Annotated in this window: 22 protein-coding genes; 19 read left to right on the top strand and 3 right to left on the bottom strand. The window is 66.2% G+C overall.

Going from position 1 to position 22,949, the window contains the following annotated elements; all coding sequences use genetic code 11:
• Positions 1-44: 44 nt before the first annotated feature.
• Together ABRP18_RS00575 and ABRP18_RS00570 are read right to left on the bottom strand one after the other, a co-directional pair.
• Positions 45-1,154 carry a beta-propeller fold lactonase family protein gene (locus tag ABRP18_RS00575; protein ID WP_349885239.1) on the bottom strand — a complete coding sequence of 370 codons (1,110 nt, stop codon included), beginning with the start codon at positions 1,152-1,154 and terminating at the stop codon, positions 45-47.
• 10 nt (positions 1,155-1,164) lie between these two features.
• Entirely contained in the window at positions 1,165-2,451 is a 1,287-nt protein-coding gene (locus ABRP18_RS00570; protein WP_058630871.1) for an adenylosuccinate synthase, read from the bottom strand.
• Positions 2,452-2,697: 246 nt separating this feature from the next.
• On the opposite strand from ABRP18_RS00570, the gene ABRP18_RS00565 reads away from it, so the two are divergent.
• Positions 2,698-3,681, top strand: a complete 984-nt coding sequence (locus ABRP18_RS00565; RefSeq protein ID WP_349885238.1) for a DMT family transporter — start codon at positions 2,698-2,700, stop codon at positions 3,679-3,681.
• 59 nt (positions 3,682-3,740) lie between these two features.
• Positions 3,741-4,436 carry a Pr6Pr family membrane protein gene (locus tag ABRP18_RS00560; RefSeq protein WP_349885237.1) on the top strand — a complete coding sequence of 232 codons (696 nt, stop codon included), beginning with the start codon at positions 3,741-3,743 and terminating at the stop codon, positions 4,434-4,436.
• A gap of 50 nt (positions 4,437-4,486) precedes the next feature.
• On the opposite strand, the gene ABRP18_RS00555 is transcribed toward ABRP18_RS00560, so the two are convergent.
• Entirely contained in the window at positions 4,487-5,911 is a 1,425-nt protein-coding gene (locus ABRP18_RS00555) for an NAD(P)/FAD-dependent oxidoreductase (RefSeq protein WP_349885236.1), read from the bottom strand.
• 287 nt (positions 5,912-6,198) lie between these two features.
• Here ABRP18_RS00555 and ABRP18_RS00550 point away from each other — a divergent pair, with 287 nt between their 5' ends.
• The 17 genes from ABRP18_RS00550 (at position 6,199) to ABRP18_RS00470 (ending at position 22,948) form a co-directional block, all read left to right on the top strand.
• Positions 6,199-7,305: a radical SAM protein gene (locus tag ABRP18_RS00550; protein WP_349885235.1), complete on the top strand. Its 1,107-nt coding sequence runs from the start codon at positions 6,199-6,201 to the stop codon at positions 7,303-7,305.
• Complete coding sequence (locus ABRP18_RS00545) at positions 7,302-8,438, top strand: DegT/DnrJ/EryC1/StrS family aminotransferase (protein ID WP_058630875.1); 1,137 nt, start codon at positions 7,302-7,304, stop codon at positions 8,436-8,438. Before ABRP18_RS00550 ends, ABRP18_RS00545 begins: the two co-directional genes overlap by 4 nt.
• Positions 8,439-8,529: 91 nt before the next feature.
• Positions 8,530-8,934, top strand: coding sequence for an NUDIX hydrolase (locus tag ABRP18_RS00540; protein WP_058630876.1), 405 nt, complete (start codon positions 8,530-8,532; stop codon positions 8,932-8,934).
• Between the two features lie 118 nt (positions 8,935-9,052).
• Complete coding sequence (locus ABRP18_RS00535) at positions 9,053-9,271, top strand: hypothetical protein (RefSeq protein WP_058630877.1); 219 nt, start codon at positions 9,053-9,055, stop codon at positions 9,269-9,271.
• 24 nt (positions 9,272-9,295) lie between these two features.
• Positions 9,296-10,327, top strand: coding sequence for a hypothetical protein (locus ABRP18_RS00530; protein ID WP_058630878.1), 1,032 nt, complete (start codon positions 9,296-9,298; stop codon positions 10,325-10,327).
• A gap of 54 nt (positions 10,328-10,381) precedes the next feature.
• Positions 10,382-11,101 carry a hypothetical protein gene (locus ABRP18_RS00525; RefSeq protein ID WP_058630879.1) on the top strand — a complete coding sequence of 240 codons (720 nt, stop codon included), beginning with the start codon at positions 10,382-10,384 and terminating at the stop codon, positions 11,099-11,101.
• Positions 11,085-11,561, top strand: coding sequence for a hypothetical protein (locus tag ABRP18_RS00520; RefSeq protein ID WP_058630880.1), 477 nt, complete (start codon positions 11,085-11,087; stop codon positions 11,559-11,561). The genes ABRP18_RS00525 and ABRP18_RS00520 overlap by 17 nt, the downstream gene beginning before the upstream one ends.
• Positions 11,558-12,478 (top strand): NAD(P)-dependent oxidoreductase, encoded by a 921-nt coding sequence (locus tag ABRP18_RS00515; RefSeq protein ID WP_113680351.1) that lies wholly within the window; start codon positions 11,558-11,560, stop codon positions 12,476-12,478. Before ABRP18_RS00520 ends, ABRP18_RS00515 begins: the two co-directional genes overlap by 4 nt.
• 22 nt (positions 12,479-12,500) lie before the next feature.
• Positions 12,501-13,484: a Gfo/Idh/MocA family protein gene (locus ABRP18_RS00510; protein WP_058630882.1), complete on the top strand. Its 984-nt coding sequence runs from the start codon at positions 12,501-12,503 to the stop codon at positions 13,482-13,484.
• Between the two features lies 1 nt (position 13,485).
• Entirely contained in the window at positions 13,486-14,142 is a 657-nt protein-coding gene (locus ABRP18_RS00505; protein WP_061018800.1) for a deoxynucleoside kinase, read from the top strand.
• An 80-nt stretch (positions 14,143-14,222) separates the two neighbouring features.
• Positions 14,223-14,516, top strand: a complete 294-nt coding sequence (locus ABRP18_RS00500) for a hypothetical protein (RefSeq protein ID WP_349885234.1) — start codon at positions 14,223-14,225, stop codon at positions 14,514-14,516.
• Between the two features lie 338 nt (positions 14,517-14,854).
• Entirely contained in the window at positions 14,855-15,820 is a 966-nt protein-coding gene (locus tag ABRP18_RS00495; protein WP_046748192.1) for a MoxR family ATPase, read from the top strand.
• Between the two features lie 26 nt (positions 15,821-15,846).
• Positions 15,847-16,734 (top strand): DUF58 domain-containing protein, encoded by an 888-nt coding sequence (locus ABRP18_RS00490; protein WP_349885233.1) that lies wholly within the window; start codon positions 15,847-15,849, stop codon positions 16,732-16,734.
• On the top strand, positions 16,721-17,212 hold the full coding sequence (locus ABRP18_RS00485) for a hypothetical protein (protein ID WP_349885232.1): 492 nt from the start codon (positions 16,721-16,723) through the stop codon (positions 17,210-17,212). The genes ABRP18_RS00490 and ABRP18_RS00485 overlap by 14 nt, the downstream gene beginning before the upstream one ends.
• Positions 17,203-18,189: a VWA domain-containing protein gene (locus ABRP18_RS00480; protein ID WP_257022341.1), complete on the top strand. Its 987-nt coding sequence runs from the start codon at positions 17,203-17,205 to the stop codon at positions 18,187-18,189. Before ABRP18_RS00485 ends, ABRP18_RS00480 begins: the two co-directional genes overlap by 10 nt.
• Positions 18,186-19,226, top strand: coding sequence for a VWA domain-containing protein (locus tag ABRP18_RS00475; protein ID WP_113680348.1), 1,041 nt, complete (start codon positions 18,186-18,188; stop codon positions 19,224-19,226). The genes ABRP18_RS00480 and ABRP18_RS00475 overlap by 4 nt, the downstream gene beginning before the upstream one ends.
• Before the next feature lie 215 nt (positions 19,227-19,441).
• Positions 19,442-22,948: a PKD domain-containing protein gene (locus ABRP18_RS00470; RefSeq protein WP_193762136.1), complete on the top strand. Its 3,507-nt coding sequence runs from the start codon at positions 19,442-19,444 to the stop codon at positions 22,946-22,948.
• Position 22,949: the final 1 nt, after the last annotated feature.

The raw sequence follows: 22,949 nt of genomic DNA, 5'->3' as shown, positions 1-22,949 counted from the left end.
GAACCTCAAGTGAGGTTGAGGTCAAGAACGGATCTCGCGATGCCTCAGCGCACCGGAAGGAAGTGCGTCGGCGTCGGGACCTGCGCTTCGTGGCGGATACCGAGCGGCGCGCCCGTGCGCTCGTCGAGGTCGATCAGAGTGATGGTGTCGGAGCGCTGCCCCGCGACGAGCATCTTGCCCTCGTGGACGAGGTGGTGACGCGGCCAGTCGACGCCCGAATCGGCGAGCGCCACCGACTCCAAGGCCTCGCCTCCGCCGCGCACCCGCAACGCCGCGATCGTGTTGCTTCCACGCAGGGCCGTGTAGAGGAACTGCCCGTCGCGAGTGCGGGCGAGCTCGGCGGGGAAGTCTGTGCCCACTTCGGCGATCGGGCTCGTCAGCGCCACCGACACGACGCTCCAGGTGCCGTCGGCCGCGCGCGCGAGCGTGAACACCTCGCACGAGTACTCGGTGACCACGTGCAGGTGCCCGCTGGGGTGCAGCACCATGTGCCGCGGTCCGGTGCCGAGAGGCAGAACCACCTCGTGGTCGAGCACCAGCCCGCTGCCGCTCTGCCGCCAGAACCGCACGAGGTCGAACCCGAGGTCGGTCGTGGCGACGCGTCCGTCGGGGAGGAACACCGCGGCGTGCGCATGCGAGACACGGTCGCCGCCCATGCCGTACGGGTCCACCGCCGCGACGCCGTCTCCGGGAGGGGTGGGAGCGGGAGCATCGGGATCCGCGTCGTCCCCGAACAGGGCCGCGCGGAGTGCCGCCGCCGCATCCGCCTTCGCGGGGACGATGCGCCCCTCCGCGTCCAGCCCGAGTCTCACGACACGACCGTCGCCGTAGCAGCTGGCGATCAGCGCCGAGCCGTTCGGGGCGACCGCCACATGACACACGTACTGGCCGACCGGCGCGGGCGCACCCAGCGGGGCCAGCACACCCTCACCCGCACGGACGAACGCCTGCACCGCGGAGTCACCCTCCAGTGCCGCGTAGACGATGTCGAGGGTCGGATGCTGCGCCAGCCAGGACGGCGACGGAACCTCCACCGCAGTGCCACGGTAGGCGAGGGTGGATGCCTCGCGGCCCTCGTCCCCCGCGAGCAGGCCGATGCCCTCGGCCGAACCGTCCATCGCGGGGCCGTAGCCGCCGAGCCAGAAGCGCGTCATCGGGTGCGGATCAGTCGAGCAGGTCGTGACGGACGATGACCTGGTCGCGCTCCGGGCCGACACCGATCACCGAGATGCGCGTGTTGCTCATCTTCTCGAGCGCCAGCACGTAGTCCTGCGCCGTCTGCGGCAGGTCCTCGAAGGTCCGAGCGACCGAGATGTCCTCACTCCAGCCGGGGAAGTACTCCAGGATCGGCTTCGCGTGGTGGAAGTCGGTCTGGTTGACCGGCACCTCGTCGAATCGCTCGCCATCGACGTCGTAGGCGACGCACACGGGGATCTGCTCCAGGCCCGTGAGGATGTCGAGCTTCGTGAGCACGAGGTCGGTGATGCCGTTGATGCGCGTGGCGTAGCGCGTGATGGGGGCGTCGTACCAGCCCACCCGGCGCGGGCGGCCGGTCGTGGTGCCGAACTCGAAGCCCTGCTTGCGCAGCCACTCGCCCTGCTCGTCGAACAGCTCGGTCGGGAACGGACCCGAGCCCACGCGGGTCGTGTAGGCCTTGACGATGCCGACGATGCGGTCGAGCGCACCGGGACCGACGCCGGAGCCCGTCGCCGCTCCTCCGGCTGTCGCCGAAGACGAGGTCACGAACGGGTAGGTGCCGTGGTCGATGTCGAGCATCGTGGCCTGGCCACCCTCGAACACCACGACCTCATCGCGGTCGAGCGCCTCGGCGATCAGGTAGCCCGTGTCGGCGACCATCGGCCGCAGCCGCTCGGCGTAGGAGAGCAGGTCTTCCACGATCTCGTCGCACGTGACCGCACGGCGGTTGAAGACCTTCACCAGCAGGTGGTTCTTCTGGTCGAGAGCGCCCTCGACCTTCTGGCGCAGGATGTTCTCGTCGAACAGATCCTGCACCCGGATGCCGACACGGTTGATCTTGTCGGCGTACGCCGGGCCGATGCCGCGGCCGGTCGTGCCGATGTTGCGCTTGCCGAGGAACCGCTCCGTCACCTTGTCGAGCGTGCGGTGGTACTGCGTGATGATGTGCGCGTTGGCGCTGACCTTCAGCCGCGAGACGTCGATGCCACGGGCGGCGAGCGCCTCCAGCTCGGAGAACAGCACCTCGAGGTCGATGACCACGCCGTTGCCGATCACCGGAGTGACGCCGGGCGACAGGATGCCGGAGGGCAGCAGGTGCAGCGCGTACTTCTCGTCGCCGACGACGACGGTGTGTCCGGCGTTGTTGCCGCCGTTGAACTTCACCACCCAGTCGGTGCGCTCACCGAGCAGATCGGTGGCCTTGCCCTTTCCTTCGTCGCCCCACTGCACGCCGACGATAACGATTCCTGGCATGGGTAACCCCCTGGCTTTCGCCGGGTTTGCACCGGCCGATGAGCTGGCCCTCTTCGGGCCGTCCCATCCTATCGAAGGGTTCCTCGACGGCCCTCCGGCCGCTCGACCGCTCCGGTCGCGATATGACAGCCTCGGCGGCCGTTGAAGATGGAATATCGCGACCGGAGCGGTCGTCGTCCGAAATACGACGGGGGATGGCACTCGCGCGGCTCGCTCGATGTCGGACACCCCTGCCAGGATCGGAGGATGCCAGCAGCCGCATCCGGCGACCCCGAGATCACCTCCGACGGGATCCGTGCCGACGACGGAGCACCCGAGAAGCCCCGGATGCCCGCGAACCCCGGGACGCCGAAGAAGCAGGGTGCGCTCGTCCTCATCGCCGCACTGGTCACAGTGGTGCTGTGGGCGTCGGCGTTCATCGGCATCCGCGGAGCGGGTCCGCACTACGACCCGGGCGCTCTGGCGCTGCTCCGCATGGCCGTCGGCACGGCCGTGCTGACGATCATCGCGATCCGACACGGCATCCGCATCCCCGCCCGACGCCACTGGCTACTCATCGCGGTCTGGGGCATCGGCTGGTTCTGCGTCTACAACCTCGCGCTCAACAGCGCGGAACTGACCCTCGATGCGGGCACCGCTGCGATGGTCGTTAACCTCGCACCCCTCATGGTCGTGGTGTTCAGCGGACTGTTCCTGCGTGAGGGATTCCCGAAGCCGCTCGTGATCGGCGCACCCATCGCCTTCCTCGGGGTCGTGCTCATCGGCATGAACTCCACCTCCGGCGCCGGCCCCGACATCACGGGACTCCTGCTCGCCCTCCTCGCCGCTGTCATGTACGCCGGCTGCACGCTCGTGCAGAAGCGTCTGCTCACCTCGGGCGTCGACGCCACCACCCTCACGTGGCTCGGCGCGGGGGTCGGCACCGTCGCACTGCTGCCCTGGACCGGTAACCTCATCGGCTCTCTCCAGACGGCACCGCTCGATGCGACGCTCTGGGTCGTCTACCTCGGCATCTTCCCCACGGCGATCGCCTTCACGACGTGGGCGTACGTTCTGCAGCGCAGCACTGCGGGGCAGACGTCGGCCACCACCTATGTCGTGCCGGCAATCGCGATCCTGATGTCGTGGGCGATCCTGGGGGAGGTGCCGACGCCGCTGATGTTCCTCGGCGGCGCGCTCTGTCTGCTGGGCGTGCTGATCACGCGTCTGCGGTGGCGGCGACGCGCCTGAGTCATCGCCCCCCACCGCCGCGGCCCGCGAGTGACGCTACAGTTTCGCTCGGAGGCGAAATGACGACCTGGTGGCCCTACGTACGACTGGCAGCATCGGTTCTGGCCGTGGCGGCGATCGTCGCCCAGCTGGTGCGCACTCTCGAGATCGCCCTCAGCTCGGAGACCGCGTGGGGCTCGCATCTGCCCACGGTCGTGGCGAACTTCTTCAGCTTCTTCACGATCCTCTCCAACGTGCTGGCGGCCGTGGTCCTCGCCATCGGCGGCATCTGGACTCTCGCGAACCGGAAGACCACGTCGGCCGAACCGCGGTGGCTGGCGGTGCTCCTGGTGTGCGCCAGCACCTACATGATCGTCACCGGCGTCGTCTACAACACGCTGCTGCGCGGGATCGAGCTGCCCCAGGGCTCGACCGTCCTCTGGTCGAACGAGGTGCTGCACGTGGTCATCCCGGTCATCATGCTCGTCGACCTGCTCTTCGCGCCTCGCCGTCGGGCGCTCGGCTGGAGTGCGGTCGGGATCGCCGCGATCTTCCCGATCGTGTGGGTCGCCTACACGCTGATCCGGGCGAACCTCGTGATCGCTCCCGCGACAGGAAAGCACTGGTGGTATCCGTATCCGTTCCTCGATCCGCACCTCAACGGCGGCTACGGGGGCGTGGCGCTCTGGGTGCTGCTGATCGCGGCGATCATCATCGCCACCGCCGCCTTCGTGGTCTGGGTCGGCCGGTTTCGGGGCACGCGCGACACCGCGTGACGATGCCCCTCCCCTCCACAGACGGAGGGAAGGGGCATAGACCGAGAGGCTCAGACTGCGGCGAGCGCCTCGCGGTCATCATCACGCGGCTGACCCGCGATGATCCGTGTCGTCTGGGTGGCGTCCGGATCGACGTCGAGATAGCGCTCGAGCGAATCGTCGAGCTCTTCGAGCCACGGCGTGTGGTGCACGACGGCGATCGTGCCCGTCATGACCGACTCGTAAGTGCGGTCGCGATAGCCCATGATGTCTTCCTTCTTGTCGTGCTTCCACGCGAGGAAGATCTCCACGACCCGGTCGATGTCGAACTCCGGGTAGTCGGTGAGCTGGAGGAGATCACGGATGTAGTCGGCCTGGAAGCGGATCTCCGCCGCGGCCGAGTCGATGCGGTCGAAACGGGCGCGCCACTCGGCGATGGAGGCCGCGCGCTCCTGCTCGTCGGGCAGTTCGAGACGGCCGAGGATGAGGTCGCGCACGTACCAGGCCTGCACGTCGAACATGTTGAACGTGAACCACTGGTCCTGCGCGCCCAGGTAGGTCAGACGCGGATTCCCCTGCCACACGACACCCCGGTACAGCCCTTCGGGGTAGACGTTGTTGGGCGACGACAGGGCCAGGTCATCGGGCAGGAACGGGTACTTGTGCAGATATCCGGTACACAGGATGACCGCGTCGACATGCTTCGAGGTCCCGTCGGCGAAGAATGCCGTGCTGCCCTCGAAGCGCTCGACGACCGGACGCTCCTCGATGCCTTCGGGCCAGTCATAGCCCATCGGTGCCGAACGGAAGCTCGCCGTGACCGAACGGGCACCCATCTTGAACGCCTGGCTGCCGATGTCCTCCGCCGAGTAGCTCGACCCGATCACGAGCACGTCGCGATCTGCGAAGGCCTCTGCGCCTCGGAAGTCGTGGGCGTGGCTGATGTAGCCGGGGAAGGTCTCGATCCCGGGGAAGTCCGGCACATTCGGGAAGGAGAAGTGCCCGGTGGCGACGATGACGCGATCGAACTCCTCGACGTGCGACCGGCCGCTCGGCAGATCCTCACTGGTGAGGGTGAAGACCTCGCGCTCCTCGTCGAACTCGATCCAGCGCACCACGGTCTGGAAGCGGATCAGCTTCCGCACATCGCTCTTCTCCAAGCGTCCGGCGATGTAGTCCCACAGCACGGGGCGCGGCGGGTACGAGGAGATGGGACGGCCGAAGTGCTCGTCGAAGCTGTAGTCGGCGAACTCCAACGCCTCCTTCGGGCCGTTCGACCACAGGTTCCGGTACATGCTCGAATGCACGGGTTCCCCGAACTCATCGAGTCCTGTGCGCCAGGTGTAGTTCCACTGTCCGCCCCAGTCGGCCTGCTTCTCGAAGCAGACCAGCTCAGGGATCTCCGCCCCCGCGCGGGCTGCGGATTCGAAGGCCCGCAGCTGTGCCATGCCCGAGGGGCCGGCGCCGATGATCGCTACTCGTTCTCTATTCGTCACGTATCGTCCTCACACTTGCGTCATATATCGATGAGCGGCCGCATCCGAGCGAGGAACAGGTCTGTCCCGGTGGGAGCGGAAAGCTCGACCGACCCGGAAAGCGGCTGCTCTTCGACGTTAGCAGGGCCGGTGATCGGCCCCGGAAGCGACTTCGATCACCGGTCCGACTAGTCCTCTCCCGTCGAGGCAAGAGGACCTCCTGTCGATCTGGACCATCTGGATCTCGCATATCGAACGCTTCAGATCGGCGGGTTGCTCCGTGTGGATGAAGTGCTAGATTCGGTCGCGTGAATCCGATTGAGGCGTCTTTATACACACGCGGCCCGCTACGCGCAGTGATCGACCTCAACGAAACATGCAATCTGAAGTGCGACTATTGCCACGTCAACGCGGGGTTCATTCCGAAAGACGGCGTCGGCCCGACGCTGCCTCAGGCGCACTTCCGCTCCATTCTTGATGAGCTCAGCGAGATGGGCACTTTCGAAGTCACGCTCACCGGCGGCGAAGTGACGACGATGAAGGATTTCCACGAATACCTCGACATCGTGGCCGATTATCCGCGCCTGACGTTTCAGATCATCACCAACGGCACGCTCCTGATGCCGAAGATGTTGAACCACATCGTCGGCTCAGGGGTCAGGCGCATCTCGCTCTCCCTCGACGGCGCAGAGGCGGCGAACGACAAGCACCGGGGCCAAGGATCATGGACCCGCGCCGTCCGAGGAATGCGGGCGGCGATCGAGTCCGGCATCACGGTGAACATCATCTCCGTCCTGACGAAAGACAACTTCCGTGAGTGGCGGAGCTTCGTGACGGACATGAAAGCGCTCGGCGCGTCGTCGATCGATCTCAGCCCGATGTGCCAGCTGGGGAGAGCACAGTCGTTGGACAGTGCCGCCCTCGACCTTCAGGATCTGCAGTGGTTGGAATCGGGTTTCCGCGCCTATCAGGATGATCTCCCCGAGAAGTCGACCAGCGTCAGGCTCAACCTGGGTTCGACGCGAGTCGGGCAGTGGGACGGCGAGCCCGCCCCGATCCACATCGTCCAGGACATGTATCCCGGAACTCAGATCGTCTTCCGTCTGAGCGGTACGACGACGTCGAACCGCATCATCGGCAAGAGTCAGGTGCTCGGGAACCATTACACATCCTCGGTGCGCGAGATGTGGAGTTCCTCCCACTCGGACAGACTTGCCTCCTTCCTGAACGCTCAGCAGGACGCCTCGCAGAATCTCACCAGCTACTACGGCATCAGCGTGCTCGCCCCGGAACGCGTCATCGACGCCGAGCTGCAGGCAATCTCCACCCCCGCCGACGGCTCTGCCGAGATCAATTGGAATGCGGATGAGTACCTCATCAGCGCCGGTATCGAGAGGAATGTGAACAACCGATGATCGAAGACTCCCTTGCACAGGAAGCCGGCGTGCCGTGGGCCGCACCGAGGCTCCGGTTCGACGATGTCAAGGGAGACCTGCAGAGCGTGGTCGAGGGTGACCAGTGGACCAGGGGGATGTACACCCGCATCCTCGAAGACCGCCTAGGGGATGCCGTCGGACGGTACTGCGTGCTGACCTCCTCCGGCACCTCTGCGCTGATGGCCAGCCTGTTCCACGCGGCCGATCGCGGAGGCAGGAGAGTGGCGGTGCCCGACTTCGGCTATCACGCTGCTGCGCGGGCGGCGGCCCTGTCCGGCTCGACGCTCCATCTTCTGGATTCCTCGGCCGATACGCCGACGATCGACGCCGCAGCCGCCCTGAGCCTGAACGCCCCCATCACCGTGGGCATGCACTACATGGACATCCTGTTCAGCTCGTCGCTCGGAGATCTGCGAACGAAGAAGCGTCTGCTGATCGAGGATTCGGCAGCAAGTCTGCTCGTCCAGGACCGCGATCGTCGTGCAGGGACTCTCGGAGACATGTCTGTCATCAGCCTGCACGCGAGCAAACCGATCGCGGCCGGCGAGGGCGGGGCGATCTTCGTCGACGACCGCCAGGAAGCGGATGCCCTACGGCGGATCGTGCAGAGAAACGGTCTCATCGAGTCCACCACGTACAAGGTGGGAAGCTCCCAGTCGCTCAACGCCAACATCAGCGAGCTCAACGCCGTTCTGGGTGCCGCTTCGCTCGCACGGGCGCAACGCCATCTTCCCGACTTGGTGTCCTTGCGAAAGGACTTCATCTCCGCACTCGGTGCGGTGCTCGACGAGTCGTTCCCTGCGACGACCGTCCTCCGGTCGACCGATGCCGACTTCGGTCCGGTGTCGCTTCTCATGGAGAACGAGAGCCAGCGGGATCACGTGCTGCGCACCCTGCGCTCTCGGGGCATCCAGGCACGCGCGATGTGGTTGTACGCGGCCCATGATGACCCCGCGATACGCGCTGCGGTCGAGGGACCGATCGCGACGTTCCCCCGGGCGGACGACTGGCGACGCCGCCTCCTCAACCTCCCCTTCCACTGGGGGTTCACCTCCCAGCACTCGCGAACGATTCTGGAGGCGTTCGAGAGCATGTCGACGGAGACCCCCTAGCCGCATGTTGCGGATGCATCTGCTCCGGCTCCTCTTCCGGAGCAGTCACGTTCGCTTCCGATCGCCTACGGGAACCGCCAGATTCGCACCATTGAAGGCGGCGCAGCTGCGCGAATCCGCCTACGTGATCGCGTTCACCGCCGACGGGTCGCATGTGCTGCTCGCACCACGAGACGACGGTGCAGGGCTGGAGATCCCCGGAGGCGGACGGGACGCAAGGGAGTCGATCCGGGATGCGGCCCTGCGTGAGACTTTCGAGGAAACGGGCGTCACGATCGCGGGCGAGCTGAGAAAGCTGCTCGTGCATCTCGATTGGTTCTTCGACGAGTCCGATGGACGAATGTACGTCTCGAAGCAGCATTTCTTTATCGCATCGCTGCCGCCAAGAACACCTGTCAGCGACCAGTCCCTGCTCACCGAGACAAGCTCTGCCGGAGATCACCTGAATCCCAATGATGCAGACGTGATCGCGCTTGCATTTCAGAAGAGACTGTAATCGGGTGACCTTTCGCAAGAGCATCCTCTACTTTCGACCCCATTGCGATCGACATCCGCTGTGGTAGCGTCGCAGGCGTTGACCAGCTGTTGCTATAAGAGTTTGAAAGGTACGCATCATGAAGACGATCTCGAAAACCCTCGGAACCACCGCTGTCGCTGCCGGCGCGCTCGCACTCTCGGCTGTTCCGATCACGGTGCAGGCCGTGGTCAATTCCTCTGATGTCCCCAGCGCGGCCAACCGGGCAGGGCAGACGTCCGGCACGTCCTCCGTCGGTCCGACGGTGACGAACGGCCAGCACGTCACCACGCTCGCCGACCGGAAGATCATTCCGTAAGCAATCGTCAAGCTCGTCCCTCCGGTGGTAACCGCCCCCAGCTCCACGGCACTGACGCAGGCACTGTCGGCCGCGAACGAAGCCGTCACCGAGTACTCGATTCGCGAAGGTGTGAATCCTGCATTCGCGCTCCTCGTCGGCAGCGTCCCTACGGGTCTCGCCAACAGCAAGAGCGACATCGACGTCTTCCTCGTCACCCTCGACAACCCCGGCGGAGCCGCTGGGGGTGAATTGTATGCGAATCAATTCACCATCGGGGACAAGCGCGTCGATATCGAGACCTGGACGATCGGAGAGTTTGGCCGAACCGTTGCGCGTATTGTCGATGCTCTCCGCGTCGGGCAATCGCGAGTGCACGCGCTGGGGGAGATGAGATCACCCGATTTCGACTTCCTCAGTCGCGTGGTCTCCGCTGTCCCTGTGATCGGCGAAGGCTTCTACTCGTCGTGGGTGAGCGCGAACCTCCCCCGAGAGGGAGAGTACGAGCAGGTGCTGTCTGCACGATTCGCTCTCGAGGCCGCCGCAACGCTGGAGGATGCCGAAGGTTTCGCGGAGGCCGGGAACCGGGACGGTCTTGGATTCTCCGCCTCTCGGGCCACCAACTTCGCCGTGAAGTCGTGGGTGGCAGCGACCGGCGATGTGTACTTCGTCGACAAGTACGCCTTCACCCAGGCAGTTCGGCAGGGTATGCCCTCGGAGCAGTTGGCGCGCGCGCGAAGATTCGGTCAGTACGAGTGGATTCGTGAATCGGATCCGCGGTTCATGGAACTCCAGACGTTCCTGCAGGACTTCCTCATCGCCAGCCAGATCCTGTCCAACCGATTCCCGGTCGACCGATCGACCACGACTCCGAGCTTCCGCTCGAATCACATGCCGATTCAGATCGCGGACGGAGTTCTCCTGAATGAGGAGGGTAAGAACCATGTGCTGCTCTCCGTCGTCGCCGCGAAGGTCTGGCAGGCGCTGATCACCGGCGACGAAGCGTCTCTTCCTCCTGCGGACGTCGATCTCATCAGACCGCAGCTTGAGGCTGCCGGAGTGATCGAGCGCATCTAGACGGCGCTCGGGAAATCGTTCATCTGAACGCCGAACAACAAGAGGGATAAAAGCGTGAGCGGATACATCGTCGAACTCGAAGGCACGGACGGCACAGGGAAATCGACCGTCGCCGGCTCGCTGGCCTCGGAGCTCGGCGGGACGGTCTTCTCGCGCGTCACGGCAAACGCGGACACGTCGCTCGACCGCCTGACCCGAAGCGTCGGCACCTTCTTCGGTGAATCACTGGACGATGTACCGGCGTTGGAGGTGCTCGCCCTTGCCGCCATCACTCAAGACGCGGCCATCCTCGAGAGTCAGGTCCTCCCCCACGTGCGCGCAGGTGGGGTCGCGGTTCTGGACTCGTGGTGGTTGAAGACGTCGTGCCGTTTCGTGATCGAAGCGGAGAATCTCGGCTATGAGCAGAGCCGCATCCACCGGATCGCCGGCTGGATCGACGATCTGGCCTACTGGCGCACGTGGCCGGATCTCACCGTCTACACCGCCGTCCTCGAACTCGACGACTCGACTGTGCGCGCACGTTACGAGCAACTCCCGGAGGAGCGGCGTGACATCGTCATCGGCAGGGACGGACGCAATTCCGTCGACCCCGATGAGTTCGTCGACTTCGTCTCACGCATACGACACCTCATCAGGAAGAAGTCGGAGGGGATCGATACATCGCGCACGTTCATGAACACCTCGGACGATCACGGTATCGCTTGCTCGAACGCGATCGCCGAGTGGATCCGCCTCGCGCAGAACGCAGACGGTTCCGGTGCGAGTGGTCATTGACTCCCGCAGCACCCTCGTCATCGATTTCGACGGGGTCATCGTCGATTCCGAGCCGATTCGGCGACGAGAGACGGAACGCTCGCATCGAGAGGGCGCGCCGAGGCAACAGACCTACGCACGCATCCAGGCCCTCATCATGCAGACGCCCCCGCGACCGGAAGCCCTCTCCTTGATCGCGCGTTTCCCCACGAAGGACATCGTGATCGCCACGAACAACCTCTCTGCCAACGTCCGCGAGTATCTGGATGCGTGGCTGCCCTCGCTCTCTGCCGCGTCCATCTTCAGTCGCCTCGACCTCGGCTTGGCCAAGGAGACCGAGGACTTCTGGCGACGGCTGGGAGCGATCCTGAATCGCCCCTCCGACACACTCCGCGTTTACGACGACAGCGCGGACGTCTGCGCGATCGCTGCCAAGGTCGGCATGCAGGTTCACCGCGTCGAGACCGGGGTGGCCGGATGAACGACGGCGCAGCTCCTCGCGTGCTCGTGGCCGGCGGGGCCGGTTTCCTCGGGAGCCATAGCGCGAAACGTCTGCGCCGAGATTTCCCCGAGTCCGTGATCACTGTGCTCGATCGCGAGGAAGGTCAGAACACCGACATCCGCGTCGACCTGACCGACGACCGAGCAACCATCGATGCCCTGAGAGACAGCGCGGACTACGACTGGGTGCTCAACTTCGCCGCTCTCTCTTTCGTTCCGTCGAGTTTCACCGAGCCTCGTCGGTACCTGACGAACAATGTCCTCGCCACCCAGAACCTCCTGGACGCTCTGAGCACGGGCGGCTTCCGCGGGAAGCTTCTGCATTTCTCGTCGTGCGAGGTGTACGGAGACGCCACGAGACCATCGACGAAGGCACCGCTGGTGCCGAAGAGCCCCTACGCCGCGAGCAAGGCGGCTCAGGAGCTGGTGCTTCGTGCCCACCACATCGCCTCCGGGGGCGCCTACGCGGCGACCATCATGCGGCTCTACAACATCTATGGGCCCGGGCAACAGCACAATCGGCTGTTGCCGTCCGTCGTCCACGCGGCCGCGACCGGCGAGTCGCTCGCGCTGTCCGGGGACGGCGAGCAGACGAGAACGTTCCTGCATGTCGACGACCTCATGGATCTGCTCGTCTCCGTGGTCACGGCTGACGCGACGCGCACCGCTGAGGAGCTGCGGATCTACAACGTCGCTGGACCCGACGTGTTGAGCGTCAATGATGTCGTCACCCTCGCCCGGCGAGATGCCGCCATCCCCACCGTGACGGCGCCCAGCACTCCGGCAGCGTTGCGAGTGTCGGTGGGGGACCCGATGAACGTCATGGACGATTTCCGGTGGAGCCCGTCGAGGACGGTCGCGGATTTCATACGGAAGTCGATCTCAATTGTTGTCTAATCCGAAGAAGTGGGGATAGATCGTGCGTCTGGGAATCTATGGTCTCGGTCAGGTCGTGTTGGAGAGGCACCTCGATGAGCTACGCGCTATCCCGGAGATCTCCGTCACCCACATCGCGACGCGGGACAGCGCGCGCTTCTATCGTGCGATGGAGACCTACCGTGGAGACATGACCCGCGTGGGGTCCCTCTCCGCGCTCGCAGGCCACCCCGACATCGATGCCGTGCTGATCGCGACCCCCGCGTCGGATCTCCTGTCATCGGCGGAAGTGGCGCTCCGAGCCGGCAAGCTGGTCTACCTGGAGAAGCCTCTGGGCGCGTCCTACGCCGATGCCCTGCGCATCACCGCATTGGAGGGCGCCCGGGATCGAATGGTGGTCGGCGACAACTTCTATTTCCAGGAGAGGTTCGTCGCGGCCATCGGTCACACGCACGCCGCATGGCTCCCGGAAAGCACCTCGGCCGATATCGTCGATTATCTGAGAAGGGGAGATCGGGTCCGCTTCCGGTCCGACATGGATCTCTTCAAGGAGCATATCGTCCACCCCCTGGCGGCGCTGCACAGGCTGGGCCAGCCGGTGCTCGACGCACATGTGCGATCTGCCCGGGTCATTCGTGACATCGAGATCGGACAGATCGTCGACATGCACCTCGTGTCCGGCGAATGGAACGGCACGATTCGAAGTGTCATCACCGACGCCTGGTCGCGAGACAGATACGTCTTCCGCGGCGAACGCGGCGAGGTCGTCATCGAGCATGTCCATGACTTCGAAACGGCAGCTCAGCTGGGCAGGAGCGTCTACAACGACTTCCTCGATGTCGACGGCGACTCGGTGCCATTGCGCTCTCCCGCACCCAGTGGCATGTTCGAAGCCTGGAACGTGCTTCTCGGGCTCTCGGCCGGAGACCGCAAAGCCACCGCCGAGGCTCACCGCGTGCTCGAGGCGAGCCTCAACGCCGTTCGCATACGGGATGAGGCGCTTGCCCTGCTTCACGAAAGCAGCTGAGTTGCCTTCGGTCAGCATCCTCGGCTCGAGTGGAGCGGGTAAGTCGGTCATCCTCGATCGCTGCGCCGAGCTGGGCCCTCTCGCCTCCGGGCACGGCGAGTATTCGGTGGTCGGCATCGCGTGCCACGAGTGGGAAACCTGGGAGAGCTTCCTCACCGACCCCGGGCGTTACGCCTTCGCAAACCAAATGGAAGCACTGCGCAAGACCGTCGACACTCTCGTCTGCGTCGAACGACTCAGCGGCCCGTTCGATTACGTCGTGACCGATGCCTCGCCGATGCGCGTGAAGATGTACACGGAGATCATGTTCGACGTCGATCTTCTGTCACCGGAGGAGTTCGGCCGATGGCAGTCCGAATACCGTCACCAGCTCACGAGAATTCCTCGTTCCGCGGCGTTTCTGTATCTGGTTCTGGACACGGGAGAACGGGCCCTCCGAGATGGTGCGGGAGGACACGATGGACGCTGGTCCAACGGCGATCAGCTGAAGGCACTCCTCGACGCACGCTTCGACGATCTGCTCGCTGAGCGGCGAGCGACCGGCGAGCTCGGCGCCACGGTGGTCGCGTCGGCGACGCCGGCCGAGATGCTCGCGGACTTCCGGAAGCGACTTCTCGAGGATGCGCGGACCCGACACGATGGTCGAGCACGGGAGTAGACGAGATCATCCGCTGGATGTACGACGCCGGCACTCAGGGCCGATGCCCTGTGCTGCGGCCCCGTCCTAGCGTGGAAGACATGTCAACCACCGTCTCCCTTTCAGCCCTGTCCGCCCCTGCGACCTCGACCGCGAAAGGGACGGTCAGTCTCGTTCTCGGGATCTGCTCTCTCTTCGCCGGCTGGACCTTCTTCGCGCCGGTCATCGGACTCATCTTCGGCATCCTCTCGCTGCGTCACGAGCCGCAGGCACGCACCAGGGCCGGCTGGGGAGTCGCCCTCAACGCGATCGCCATGAGCCTCTGGGTCATCACGCTCGTCGTCGTCCTCGCATTCGGAGGGGTCGCGGCCGTCGCGACGATGTTCGGCCAGTGAGGACGTGTGCCGCATGCATGACCCTTCGACGGATGCAGGGGGTCTGCACGACGAAACCTCCTGCATCCGCGATCGGTTCATGCAGGTGAGCGGAGCGTGATCGTCAGACCGCGCACAGCCGGCCGCTCCGTCGTTGCGATTACGCTGGTCCGCGGGGGACGGCCGCGACGCGGGTCCCCGAACGAGGGAGCCTACCGATGACCGAGTCCTCCACGCCGGACCTGCGGACGATCTCCGCACCGCCGCCTCCGCCCGGCCCCGCGCAGACGCACCCGCCGACAGCTCCCGCCGCGCCCACCAACACCGCACCCACCAACGCCGCGCCAACGGACGCCGAGATGGCCAGGGCCTCCGAGGTGCTGCGAGTCATCTCGACCTCGTACTCCGCGAAGATGGTCGGCCAGGACCGTCTTCGCACCAGCCTGCTCGTCGCCCTCATCGCGGGCGGACACATCCTGCTCGAGAGCGTGCCGGGACTCGCCAAGACCACCGCGGCGAGCACCCTCGCCGACACCGTGAAGGCGCAGTTCAAGCGCATCCAGTGCACCCCCGACCTGCTGCCGAGCGACATCACGGGCAACCAGATCTACGATGCGGCGACCGGCTCGTTCCGCACGGTGCTCGGCCCCGTGCATGCGAACTTCGTGCTGCTCGACGAGATCAACCGCTCCAGCGCCAAGACGCAGAGCGCCATGCTCGAGGCGATGCAGGAGCATCAGACCACGATCGGCGGAGAGATCCACCACCTGCCCAAGCCGTTCCTGGTGATCGCGACGCAGAACCCGATCGAGCAGGAGGGCACGTATGAGCTGCCCGAGGCGCAGATGGACCGCTTCCTGCTCAAGGAGATCGTCGAGTACCCGAGCCCCACCGAGGAGCTCGAGGTGCTCAGCCGCATCGACTCCGGCGTGCTCGACCCCGACCGGCACGTGACCAGCGCCGTCAGCCTCGACGATGTGCACCTGCTGCAGGATGTCGCGAGCCGCATCTACGTCGACCCCGCGATCCGCAACTACATCGTGTCGATCGCCTACGTCACCCGCAATCCCGCGCCGTACATCGGCGAGGAGCGCGCCCGCTTCATCAAGTACGGCGCGAGTCCGCGCGCGAGCATCGCCTTCCTGCAGGCCTCGCGCGCGCTGGCGCTGCTCAAGGGACGCGCGCACGTGCTGCCCGAAGACATCCGCGAACTGCGGCACCTGATCCTCCGGCACCGCGTGCTGCTGACGTTCGAGGCCGACGCCGAGGGCATCCGCAGCGAGGAGATCATCGACCAGATCTTCGCCTCGGTCCCGACCCCCTGACCCGGCGCCTCGGGACTCATCGCCACATGCCCAGCCTGATCACGCAGGTGAAGAGCAAGCTCTTCATCCATTCGACGCGCAAGTCGCTGCACGCGCTCGACGGCGCCTACGCGTCGTTGCTGCGCGGACGGAGCCTCGACTTCGAAGACCTGCGCAAGTACGAGTACGGCGATCAGGTGCGCGACATCGACTGGCGTGCGACCGCCCGGCTGGGGACGCCCCTCGTGAAGCGCTCGCGCGCCACCCGCATGCACACCGTGCTGTTCGTGGTCGACACCGGGCGCTCGATGTCGGCCCTCGCGGCGGACGAGCAGTCGAAGAAGCAGCTCGCGATCCTCGCGACGGGTGTGCTCGGCGTGCTGACGCTGCGTCACGGCGACGACTTCACCACTGTCTACGGCGACTCCGCGAAGGTGCGCCGCCTCGCACCGGGACGCAGCGAGGGCGCCCTCGAACACGCGCTGCGCACGATCGACAGGGCCGTGGACGAGAGCAGCGCCCCGAGCGACCGCGATGCCCTGCTCTCCTTCGTCACACGCACGATCGCCCGCCGCATGATCGTGGTGGTGATCACCGACGAGGCTCCCCTCACGAGCGAGACCGAACGGATGCTGCGCCGACTCCGGGTGCAGCACGACGTGCTGTGGCTCACGCTGCGCGATGCCGAGCCCGTGCTCGATCACGCCACGGGGCGCATCCGCAGGGACGTCGACAGCCGATGGCAGGTGCCGGGTTTCGTGCAGGGCGACCGCGAGATCGTGCAGGAGCTGACCGCCCAGCGCGACGCCGAAGCCGCGTACCTCGACGACCTGCTCACCCGCATGGAGATCAGCCACTCCACGCTGGACGGGCAGGACCATGCCGTCGCCCAGCTGCTGACGTTGCTGAACCGGAGGTCGAATGCCCGGCTCTGACGACCTCTACCCGCCGGCCCAGTACGGCTGGGGGTGGCTCCTGCTCGCGATCGGCATCCTCGCGCTGCTGGTGCTCGGTGCGTGGCTGTCGATCGCGCTCACGCGACCCCGTCGCACCCTCGCCACCGCGGACCCGAATGCCGGGCAGGCTCCGCTCATCATCGACGTGCTGTCGCAGCTGCGCACCGAGTACCTGGCCCGGATCCAGCAGATCGAGACGGACTACCGGGAACGGCGCCTGTCGGCGCGGCAGGCGAACGTCGAGTTGAGCAGGGTCGTGCGCGCCTTCGTGAACGAGTACAGCGGCCTGGAGGCGCCGGTGCTCGCACTCGACGACCTGGTGGCGCGCGGCGTCCACCCGGCTCTCATCGACGCGCTGGGCAGGCACTACTATCCGAGCATCTTCCGACCCGGCCCGGTGATCGACCCCGTGGCCGGCGCCGAAGCGGCGAGGACGGTGGTGCGCACATGGCACTAGCGAACATCTGGATGCTGGTGGGCGCGGTCGCCGTCGTGCTGGTGGCGCTCGCGATCGGGCTCGTCCTCGGACTCCGACGGGAGGGGCGTGCCGGGGCCGGAGACACCGCCCGCGTCGCCCGCGCCGAACGCCTGCGCACACTGCCCTCGTTCCGCCGTGCCCTGACGCGAAGGGCACTCGCGCTGTCCGGCGTCCTCGCGCTCGGCGCGGCAGCCGCGATCGTGTCGGGGGTGGTTGCCGCGCGGCCGATGTCGGCGCAGACCGTGCAGCCCGTCAACACGAGCCGCGACATCATGCTGTGCCTCGACGTCTCCGGCTCCATGACCGAGGTCGACGTCGAGGTGCTGAACGTCTTCGACGAGCTGTTGGACAGCTTCGAGGGGGAGCGCATCGGCCTGACGATCTTCAACAGCTCGCCCGTGCAGATCTTCCCCCTCACCGACGACTACGACTTCGTCCGCGAGCACCTGGCCAGCATGACCGAGAGCTTCGACTTCGTCGACCAGGTTCCGGAGCACTGGATCGGCACGCTCAACGGCAACGGCGCCTCCCTGATCGGCGACGGCCTCGCGGCCTGCGCGATGGGCTTCGACCACCCGGACGATGAGCGTTCGCGCTCGGTGATCTTCGCCACCGACAACGAGGTCAACGGCGCCTCGATCGTGACGCTGGAGGAAGCCGCCGCCTACGCCGCCTCGAAGGACGTGCGCGTCTTCGCACTGAACCCCGTCCAGGGCAAGGACGCCGATGTGAGCGCCGAGCTCAGCGCGGCAGCAGAGGCGACGGGGGGCGCCGCGTTCGGGCTGCGCGACACGACCACCGTCTCCGACATCGTGGACCAGGTGCAGGAGCAGGAGGCGACCGAGCTGCGCGGAGAGGCGCAGGTGGTCTGGACCGACACCCCGAACCTGTGGATCGTGGTGCTCTGCCTCAGCGTGCTCGGGTTCGTCGTGGTGCTGTGGAGGGTGCGACTGTGATCTTCCAACCCGTGCTCAACCCACTGCTGATCGCGCTGCTGTGCGCACCGGTCCTCGCCGTCGCCGTCTGGGTGCTTGTCCGTGCGCCGAAGTCGGGCGGCGTGCCGATCACGGACGGGCGCGCACTCGCCGGGCATCGTGCGCTGTGGGCCATGCGGCTGCTACTGGTGCTCGCCTGCGTCGCGCTCCTGCTTCGTCCCGGCATTCCCGGCGGAGCCACGCAGACCCTCGCGACCGACACCGACATCGTGTTGGTGGTCGACACCACGGCGAGCATCGTGGCCGAGGACTGGGGCGACGGGGAACCGCGGCTCGACGGCATCCGCGAGGACGTGCGCGCGCTCGTTGAGGAGTACCCGGGGGCACGCTTCGCGCTCATCACCTCGGATGCCGCCGCCCAGCTGCGGGTTCCCCTGACCACGGACACCACCGCGCTCTTGGGTTCGCTGCAGGTGCTGCGCCCCGAGGTCACCAGCCAGTCACGCGGAAGCTCGATCGGCATCGCCGCTCCGCTGCTTTCCGAGACGCTCGCGTCGGCGGCCGAGTCGTCTCCCGACCGCTCGCGCATGGTGTTCTACTTCGGCGACGGAGAGCAGACGGTCGACACGCCGCCGGAGTCGTTCAGCGCAAGCGAGAAGTACACCGATTCGGGAGCCGTGTTCGGCTACGGCACAGCCGAGGGCGGGCCGATGCGCATCACCACGGGCGGCGTCTCGGATCAGGGAGGCGACTACATCCAGTACCAGGGCGCCGATGCGCTCTCGGTGATCGACGAGTCGACCCTCGAGACGATCGCCGACGACCTCGGTGTGGAGTACTCGCATCGGACGGCGGACACCGCGCCCGTGCTTCCCGCTGCCCCGTCCACCACCACCGACTACGCCGATTCGGGCGAGGTCGGCAACGTCATCGAGCTGTACTGGATCGCCGCGCTCGTCGCCCTGGCCATCCTGGGCGTGGAGCTCGGGCGGGCGACCCTGCTGATCGCGCGACTGCGGCATCTCCGTGCTCCTCGGTCCGACGCAGCAGCGCGATAGCGAGCAGCCCTTCCATCTGGAAGCTGACACTCAGCAACCTCCGGATATCGGATGCTATTGTTTTACACGTCGCGGACTATCTCGGACGCGACGGGGGTTCGCAGATGCGATCCGACCGCGGAGTCACATGAGCTTGGGGAAGCTCCCGCGGTCGTTTCACGCTGCGATGTCATGTCGACTCTCACGTCGGCATCAGATCACTGGGGAAGCAAAACATGGGGAACAAGCGTGTTCTGAAGCGCGCCCGAAAGACCGTCATCGCGACGGTCGTCGGAGCCTTGGTCGTCAGCGGGCTCGTGTCGTTCGGTGGTGGAGCCGCCGTGGCTGCCGACGCACCGCCGACGTTGCCACCGCTGCTGCAGCGTGATGACAACGTCGTCACGTCGGATCCGATTCCGACGGTGCAGATCGACAACGGGTACGTCTGGGCGCAGACGACCATCGGCTCGACCGTGTACGCCGTCGGCAAGTTCGACAACGCCCGCGAGCCGAAGGCGAAGCCCGGCACCGCGCTCACAGCACGGTCGAACGTGCTCGCGTACGACATCAACACCGGCGCGCTCCTTCCGTTCGCCCCCACGGTCAACGGGGTGATCAAGGCCGTCGCCGCCTCCCCCGACGGCAGCCGCATCTACATCGGCGGCTCGTTCAACAAGGTCAACGGCAAAGACCGGTGGAACATCGCAGCCATCGACGCGAAGACCGGCGAGCTCGTGCCCGGCTTCATCCCCTCCATCGGCGGATCAGGCGTCTACGCGCTGGCGACTTCGGGCACGAGCGTCTACGCCGGCGGTCTGTTCTCGCAGGCCAACGGCACCGCGCGGAAGAACCTCAGCGCGTTCAACACCGCCAACGGAGCACTCCTCCCCTGGGCACCTCAGACCGATCAGCAGGTCGACGCCCTCGTGATGGACCCGGCCGGGATCGACACGATCATCGGCGGACGCTTCTCGCAGATCAACGGCGACACGGGGCTGCGCGGCATCGGTGCCGTCGACAAGGTCACCGGCGCAGTCGACACCGCATGGGAGCTTCCCGACACGGTCAAGAACGGTGTGGGCACGGGCCCTTCCGCGGGAAAGTCCGGAATCTTCGGCCTCGCGACCGATGCCACCGGGGTCTACGGCACAGGCTGGGCGTACGCGAACGCCGATGTCGCCAACCTCGAAGGCACGTTCGCTGCTGAAGCCGGGACGGGCAAGGTCCGCTGGATCGCGGACTGCCTCGGTGACCACTACGGCGTCTACTCCACCGGCAAGGTCATCTACACCACCAGCCACACTCACGCCTGCAGCACCATGGGCCTGCACCCGGAGCAGTCGCCGCGCACACACCGCTACTCCGAGGCCTTCACCGCCGATGCGCGCGGGACGCTCGGAACTCAGCCGGCGACGCCTCAGTACAAGGACTGGGCCGGAACGCCCTCGCCCTCTCCCTACGTGTGGACGCCCGACTGGGCTGTCGGTACCACGACCGGACTCGGCCAGGCCGGGTTGTCGATCACCGGCACGGGCAACATGATCTCCATCGGCGGCGAGTTCCGCTCCGTCAACAACGGACAGTTCGAAGGGCTCGTCCGCTTCTCGACCACGCCTCCCGAGGGCCCGAAGGACGGCCCCCGCCTCGCCGGCGAGAAGTGGGTGCCGACCGCGACTTCGCTCGTCCCCGGCCGCGTGAAGGTCACGATTCCCGCCAACTGGGACCGTGACGACCTCACGCTCACATACGAGCTGCGCCGCGCCGGCTCGACCACGCCGTTGTTCACCACGAAGATGGACTCCACCTGGTGGAACCTGCCAGCGGTGACCTTCGAAGACACGACAGCGCCGGCAGGTTCACAGCAGCAATACACGTTCACGGCCACGGACAGCAACGGCCACACGGTTTCGAGCAAGACGACGACTGCCACGGTGGCCGAGTCCACTCCGGCGTACTCCAACGCCGTGCTCGCTGACGGCCCCGAGTTGTACTACCCATTGGGAACCGTCGCACAGGATGTGGCGGGAACGAACAGTCCGATCCTCCGCTCAGGAGCAACTCCTCAGTCGTCAGGTGTGCCGAAGGGCGTAGCCGGTGCGACAGCCCTCGACGGCACAGTGACCGGGCGAGTCGACACGACCACGAAGGTCGCGGCGCCCTCGTCGTTCTCGGCCGAGCTGTGGTTCCAGACCTCGACGACCAGCGGCGGGTTGTTGTTCGACTTCCAGAGCTCGGCCACCGTGCTCTCGAAGAACTTCGACCGAACCGTCTACATGTCAGACGACGGCCGCCTGAACTTCGGGGTCTACAACGACGGCACGAAGGTTCTCACGACCGCGACGGCATACAACGACAACCGCTGGCATCATGTCGTCGCGTCGGTGAGCCCCGACGGAATGAAGCTCTTCATCGACGGGAAGCTCGACGGACACCTCCCCGGAGTGACCAAGGCGCAGGACTACAACGGCTTCTGGAAGATCGGCAACGGCAACCTGACCGGCTGGGCGAACGCACCGAAGACGACTCCCCTCCTCGGCAACGTCGATGAGTTCGCGGTCTACCCGTATGGCCTGACCGCGGGACAGATCAAGACCCACTACAGCGTCGGAAACGGCTCCACAGCCCCCGTCGCCGCCTATACGGCAACGGCGACCGGGCTCGACGCGGCCTTCGACGCGAGCTCCTCAGTACCCCCTGGCTCTACGACGATCGCGGAGTACCGATGGGACTTCGGTGACGGTTCGACCGCGGCCGGCAAGACTGCGGCGCACACTTATGCGGCGCCCGGAACCTATGAGGTCAAGCTGACGGTCACCGACAGTCAGGGACTCGTGGGATCCATCAAGAAGCCGGTTGTCATCCAAGGAGCCAACGTGGCGCCCACCGCATCGTTCGCACTCTCCGCGTCGGCGCTGACCATCACAGCCGACGCCTCGGCATCGTCCGACTCCGACGGCACGATCAAGAGCTACAGCTGGAACTGGGGCGACGGCACGACCGGCGAGGGCGCGGCGGCGAACCACACCTACGCGACGGCAGGCACGCGCACCGTCACCCTCACCGTGACCGACGACCTGGGCGGCGTGGCAACCACCACCCGGGAAGCCATCGTGACGGCTCCCGCAGCGCTCGCGAGCGATGAGTTCGAGCAGCCTTCCACTCGCGGCTGGGGTAATGCCATCGTGGGCGGCGCCTGGAAGATCGCAGGTGGAACGACGACGACGACCACAGTCGCCGACGGTTTCGGGAAGCTGAATCTGGCCGCAGGCGACACCCGGCACGCGACGCTGAACACGCCGTCGATTCCGAGCCCGGCTCTGGAGACGACCTTCCGCCTCGACCAGGCTCCCGCCGCGGGTGGTGCCTACATCGGCGTCATCGCACGGGACTCGACCGCCGGGAAGTACCTCGTTCGCGCGTGGCTCCGCCCCGACGGAACGATCTGGCTCGTCGCGCACCGCGACGGCACCGTGCTCGCCACCCAGGCCGTGTCCGGGCTCGCCTTCGCGGCGAACACCTCGTACACGCTCAAGGTCACGGTGACGGGCACAGCACAGGCGTCGATCAAGGCGAAGATCTGGGCGACCGGAACGACAGAGCCGACCGACTGGCAGCTCAAAGCGACGGACAACACGCCTCTGCAGCCGGGGGGTGGGGTGGGCCTGAGCGGCAACCGCTCCGGTAGCTCGACTGCCGCGGCAATCGTGTCCTTCGATTCCTTCCGCGTCACCGCGGCCGAGTAGC

Origin of the sequence: Microbacterium sp. WHRI 7836 (genome assembly GCF_040223885.2) — a bacterium.
Lineage (GTDB): Bacteria > Actinomycetota > Actinomycetes > Actinomycetales > Microbacteriaceae > Microbacterium > Microbacterium oxydans.
Note: the sequence above shows the minus strand (reverse complement) of the source record. Positions and strands in the feature narration are given on the sequence as shown.

Bases quoted from the DNA above. Each gene is read 5' to 3' on its own strand.
- ABRP18_RS00575 (WP_349885239.1), bottom strand. From the start codon at position 1,154: ATGACGCGCTTCTGGCTCGGCGGCTACGGCCCCGCGATGGACGGTTCG.
- ABRP18_RS00570 (WP_058630871.1), bottom strand. From the start codon at position 2,451: ATGCCAGGAATCGTTATCGTCGGCGTGCAGTGGGGCGACGAAGGAAAG.
- ABRP18_RS00565 (WP_349885238.1), top strand. From the start codon at position 2,698: ATGCCAGCAGCCGCATCCGGCGACCCCGAGATCACCTCCGACGGGATC.
- ABRP18_RS00560 (WP_349885237.1), top strand. From the start codon at position 3,741: ATGACGACCTGGTGGCCCTACGTACGACTGGCAGCATCGGTTCTGGCC.
- ABRP18_RS00545 (WP_058630875.1), top strand. From the start codon at position 7,302: ATGATCGAAGACTCCCTTGCACAGGAAGCCGGCGTGCCGTGGGCCGCA.
- ABRP18_RS00535 (WP_058630877.1), top strand. From the start codon at position 9,053: ATGAAGACGATCTCGAAAACCCTCGGAACCACCGCTGTCGCTGCCGGC.
- ABRP18_RS00515 (WP_113680351.1), top strand. From the start codon at position 11,558: ATGAACGACGGCGCAGCTCCTCGCGTGCTCGTGGCCGGCGGGGCCGGT.
- ABRP18_RS00500 (WP_349885234.1), top strand. From the start codon at position 14,223: ATGTCAACCACCGTCTCCCTTTCAGCCCTGTCCGCCCCTGCGACCTCG.
- ABRP18_RS00495 (WP_046748192.1), top strand. From the start codon at position 14,855: ATGGCCAGGGCCTCCGAGGTGCTGCGAGTCATCTCGACCTCGTACTCC.
- ABRP18_RS00490 (WP_349885233.1), top strand. From the start codon at position 15,847: ATGCCCAGCCTGATCACGCAGGTGAAGAGCAAGCTCTTCATCCATTCG.
- ABRP18_RS00485 (WP_349885232.1), top strand. From the start codon at position 16,721: ATGCCCGGCTCTGACGACCTCTACCCGCCGGCCCAGTACGGCTGGGGG.
- ABRP18_RS00480 (WP_257022341.1), top strand. From the start codon at position 17,203: ATGGCACTAGCGAACATCTGGATGCTGGTGGGCGCGGTCGCCGTCGTG.
- ABRP18_RS00470 (WP_193762136.1), top strand. From the start codon at position 19,442: ATGGGGAACAAGCGTGTTCTGAAGCGCGCCCGAAAGACCGTCATCGCG.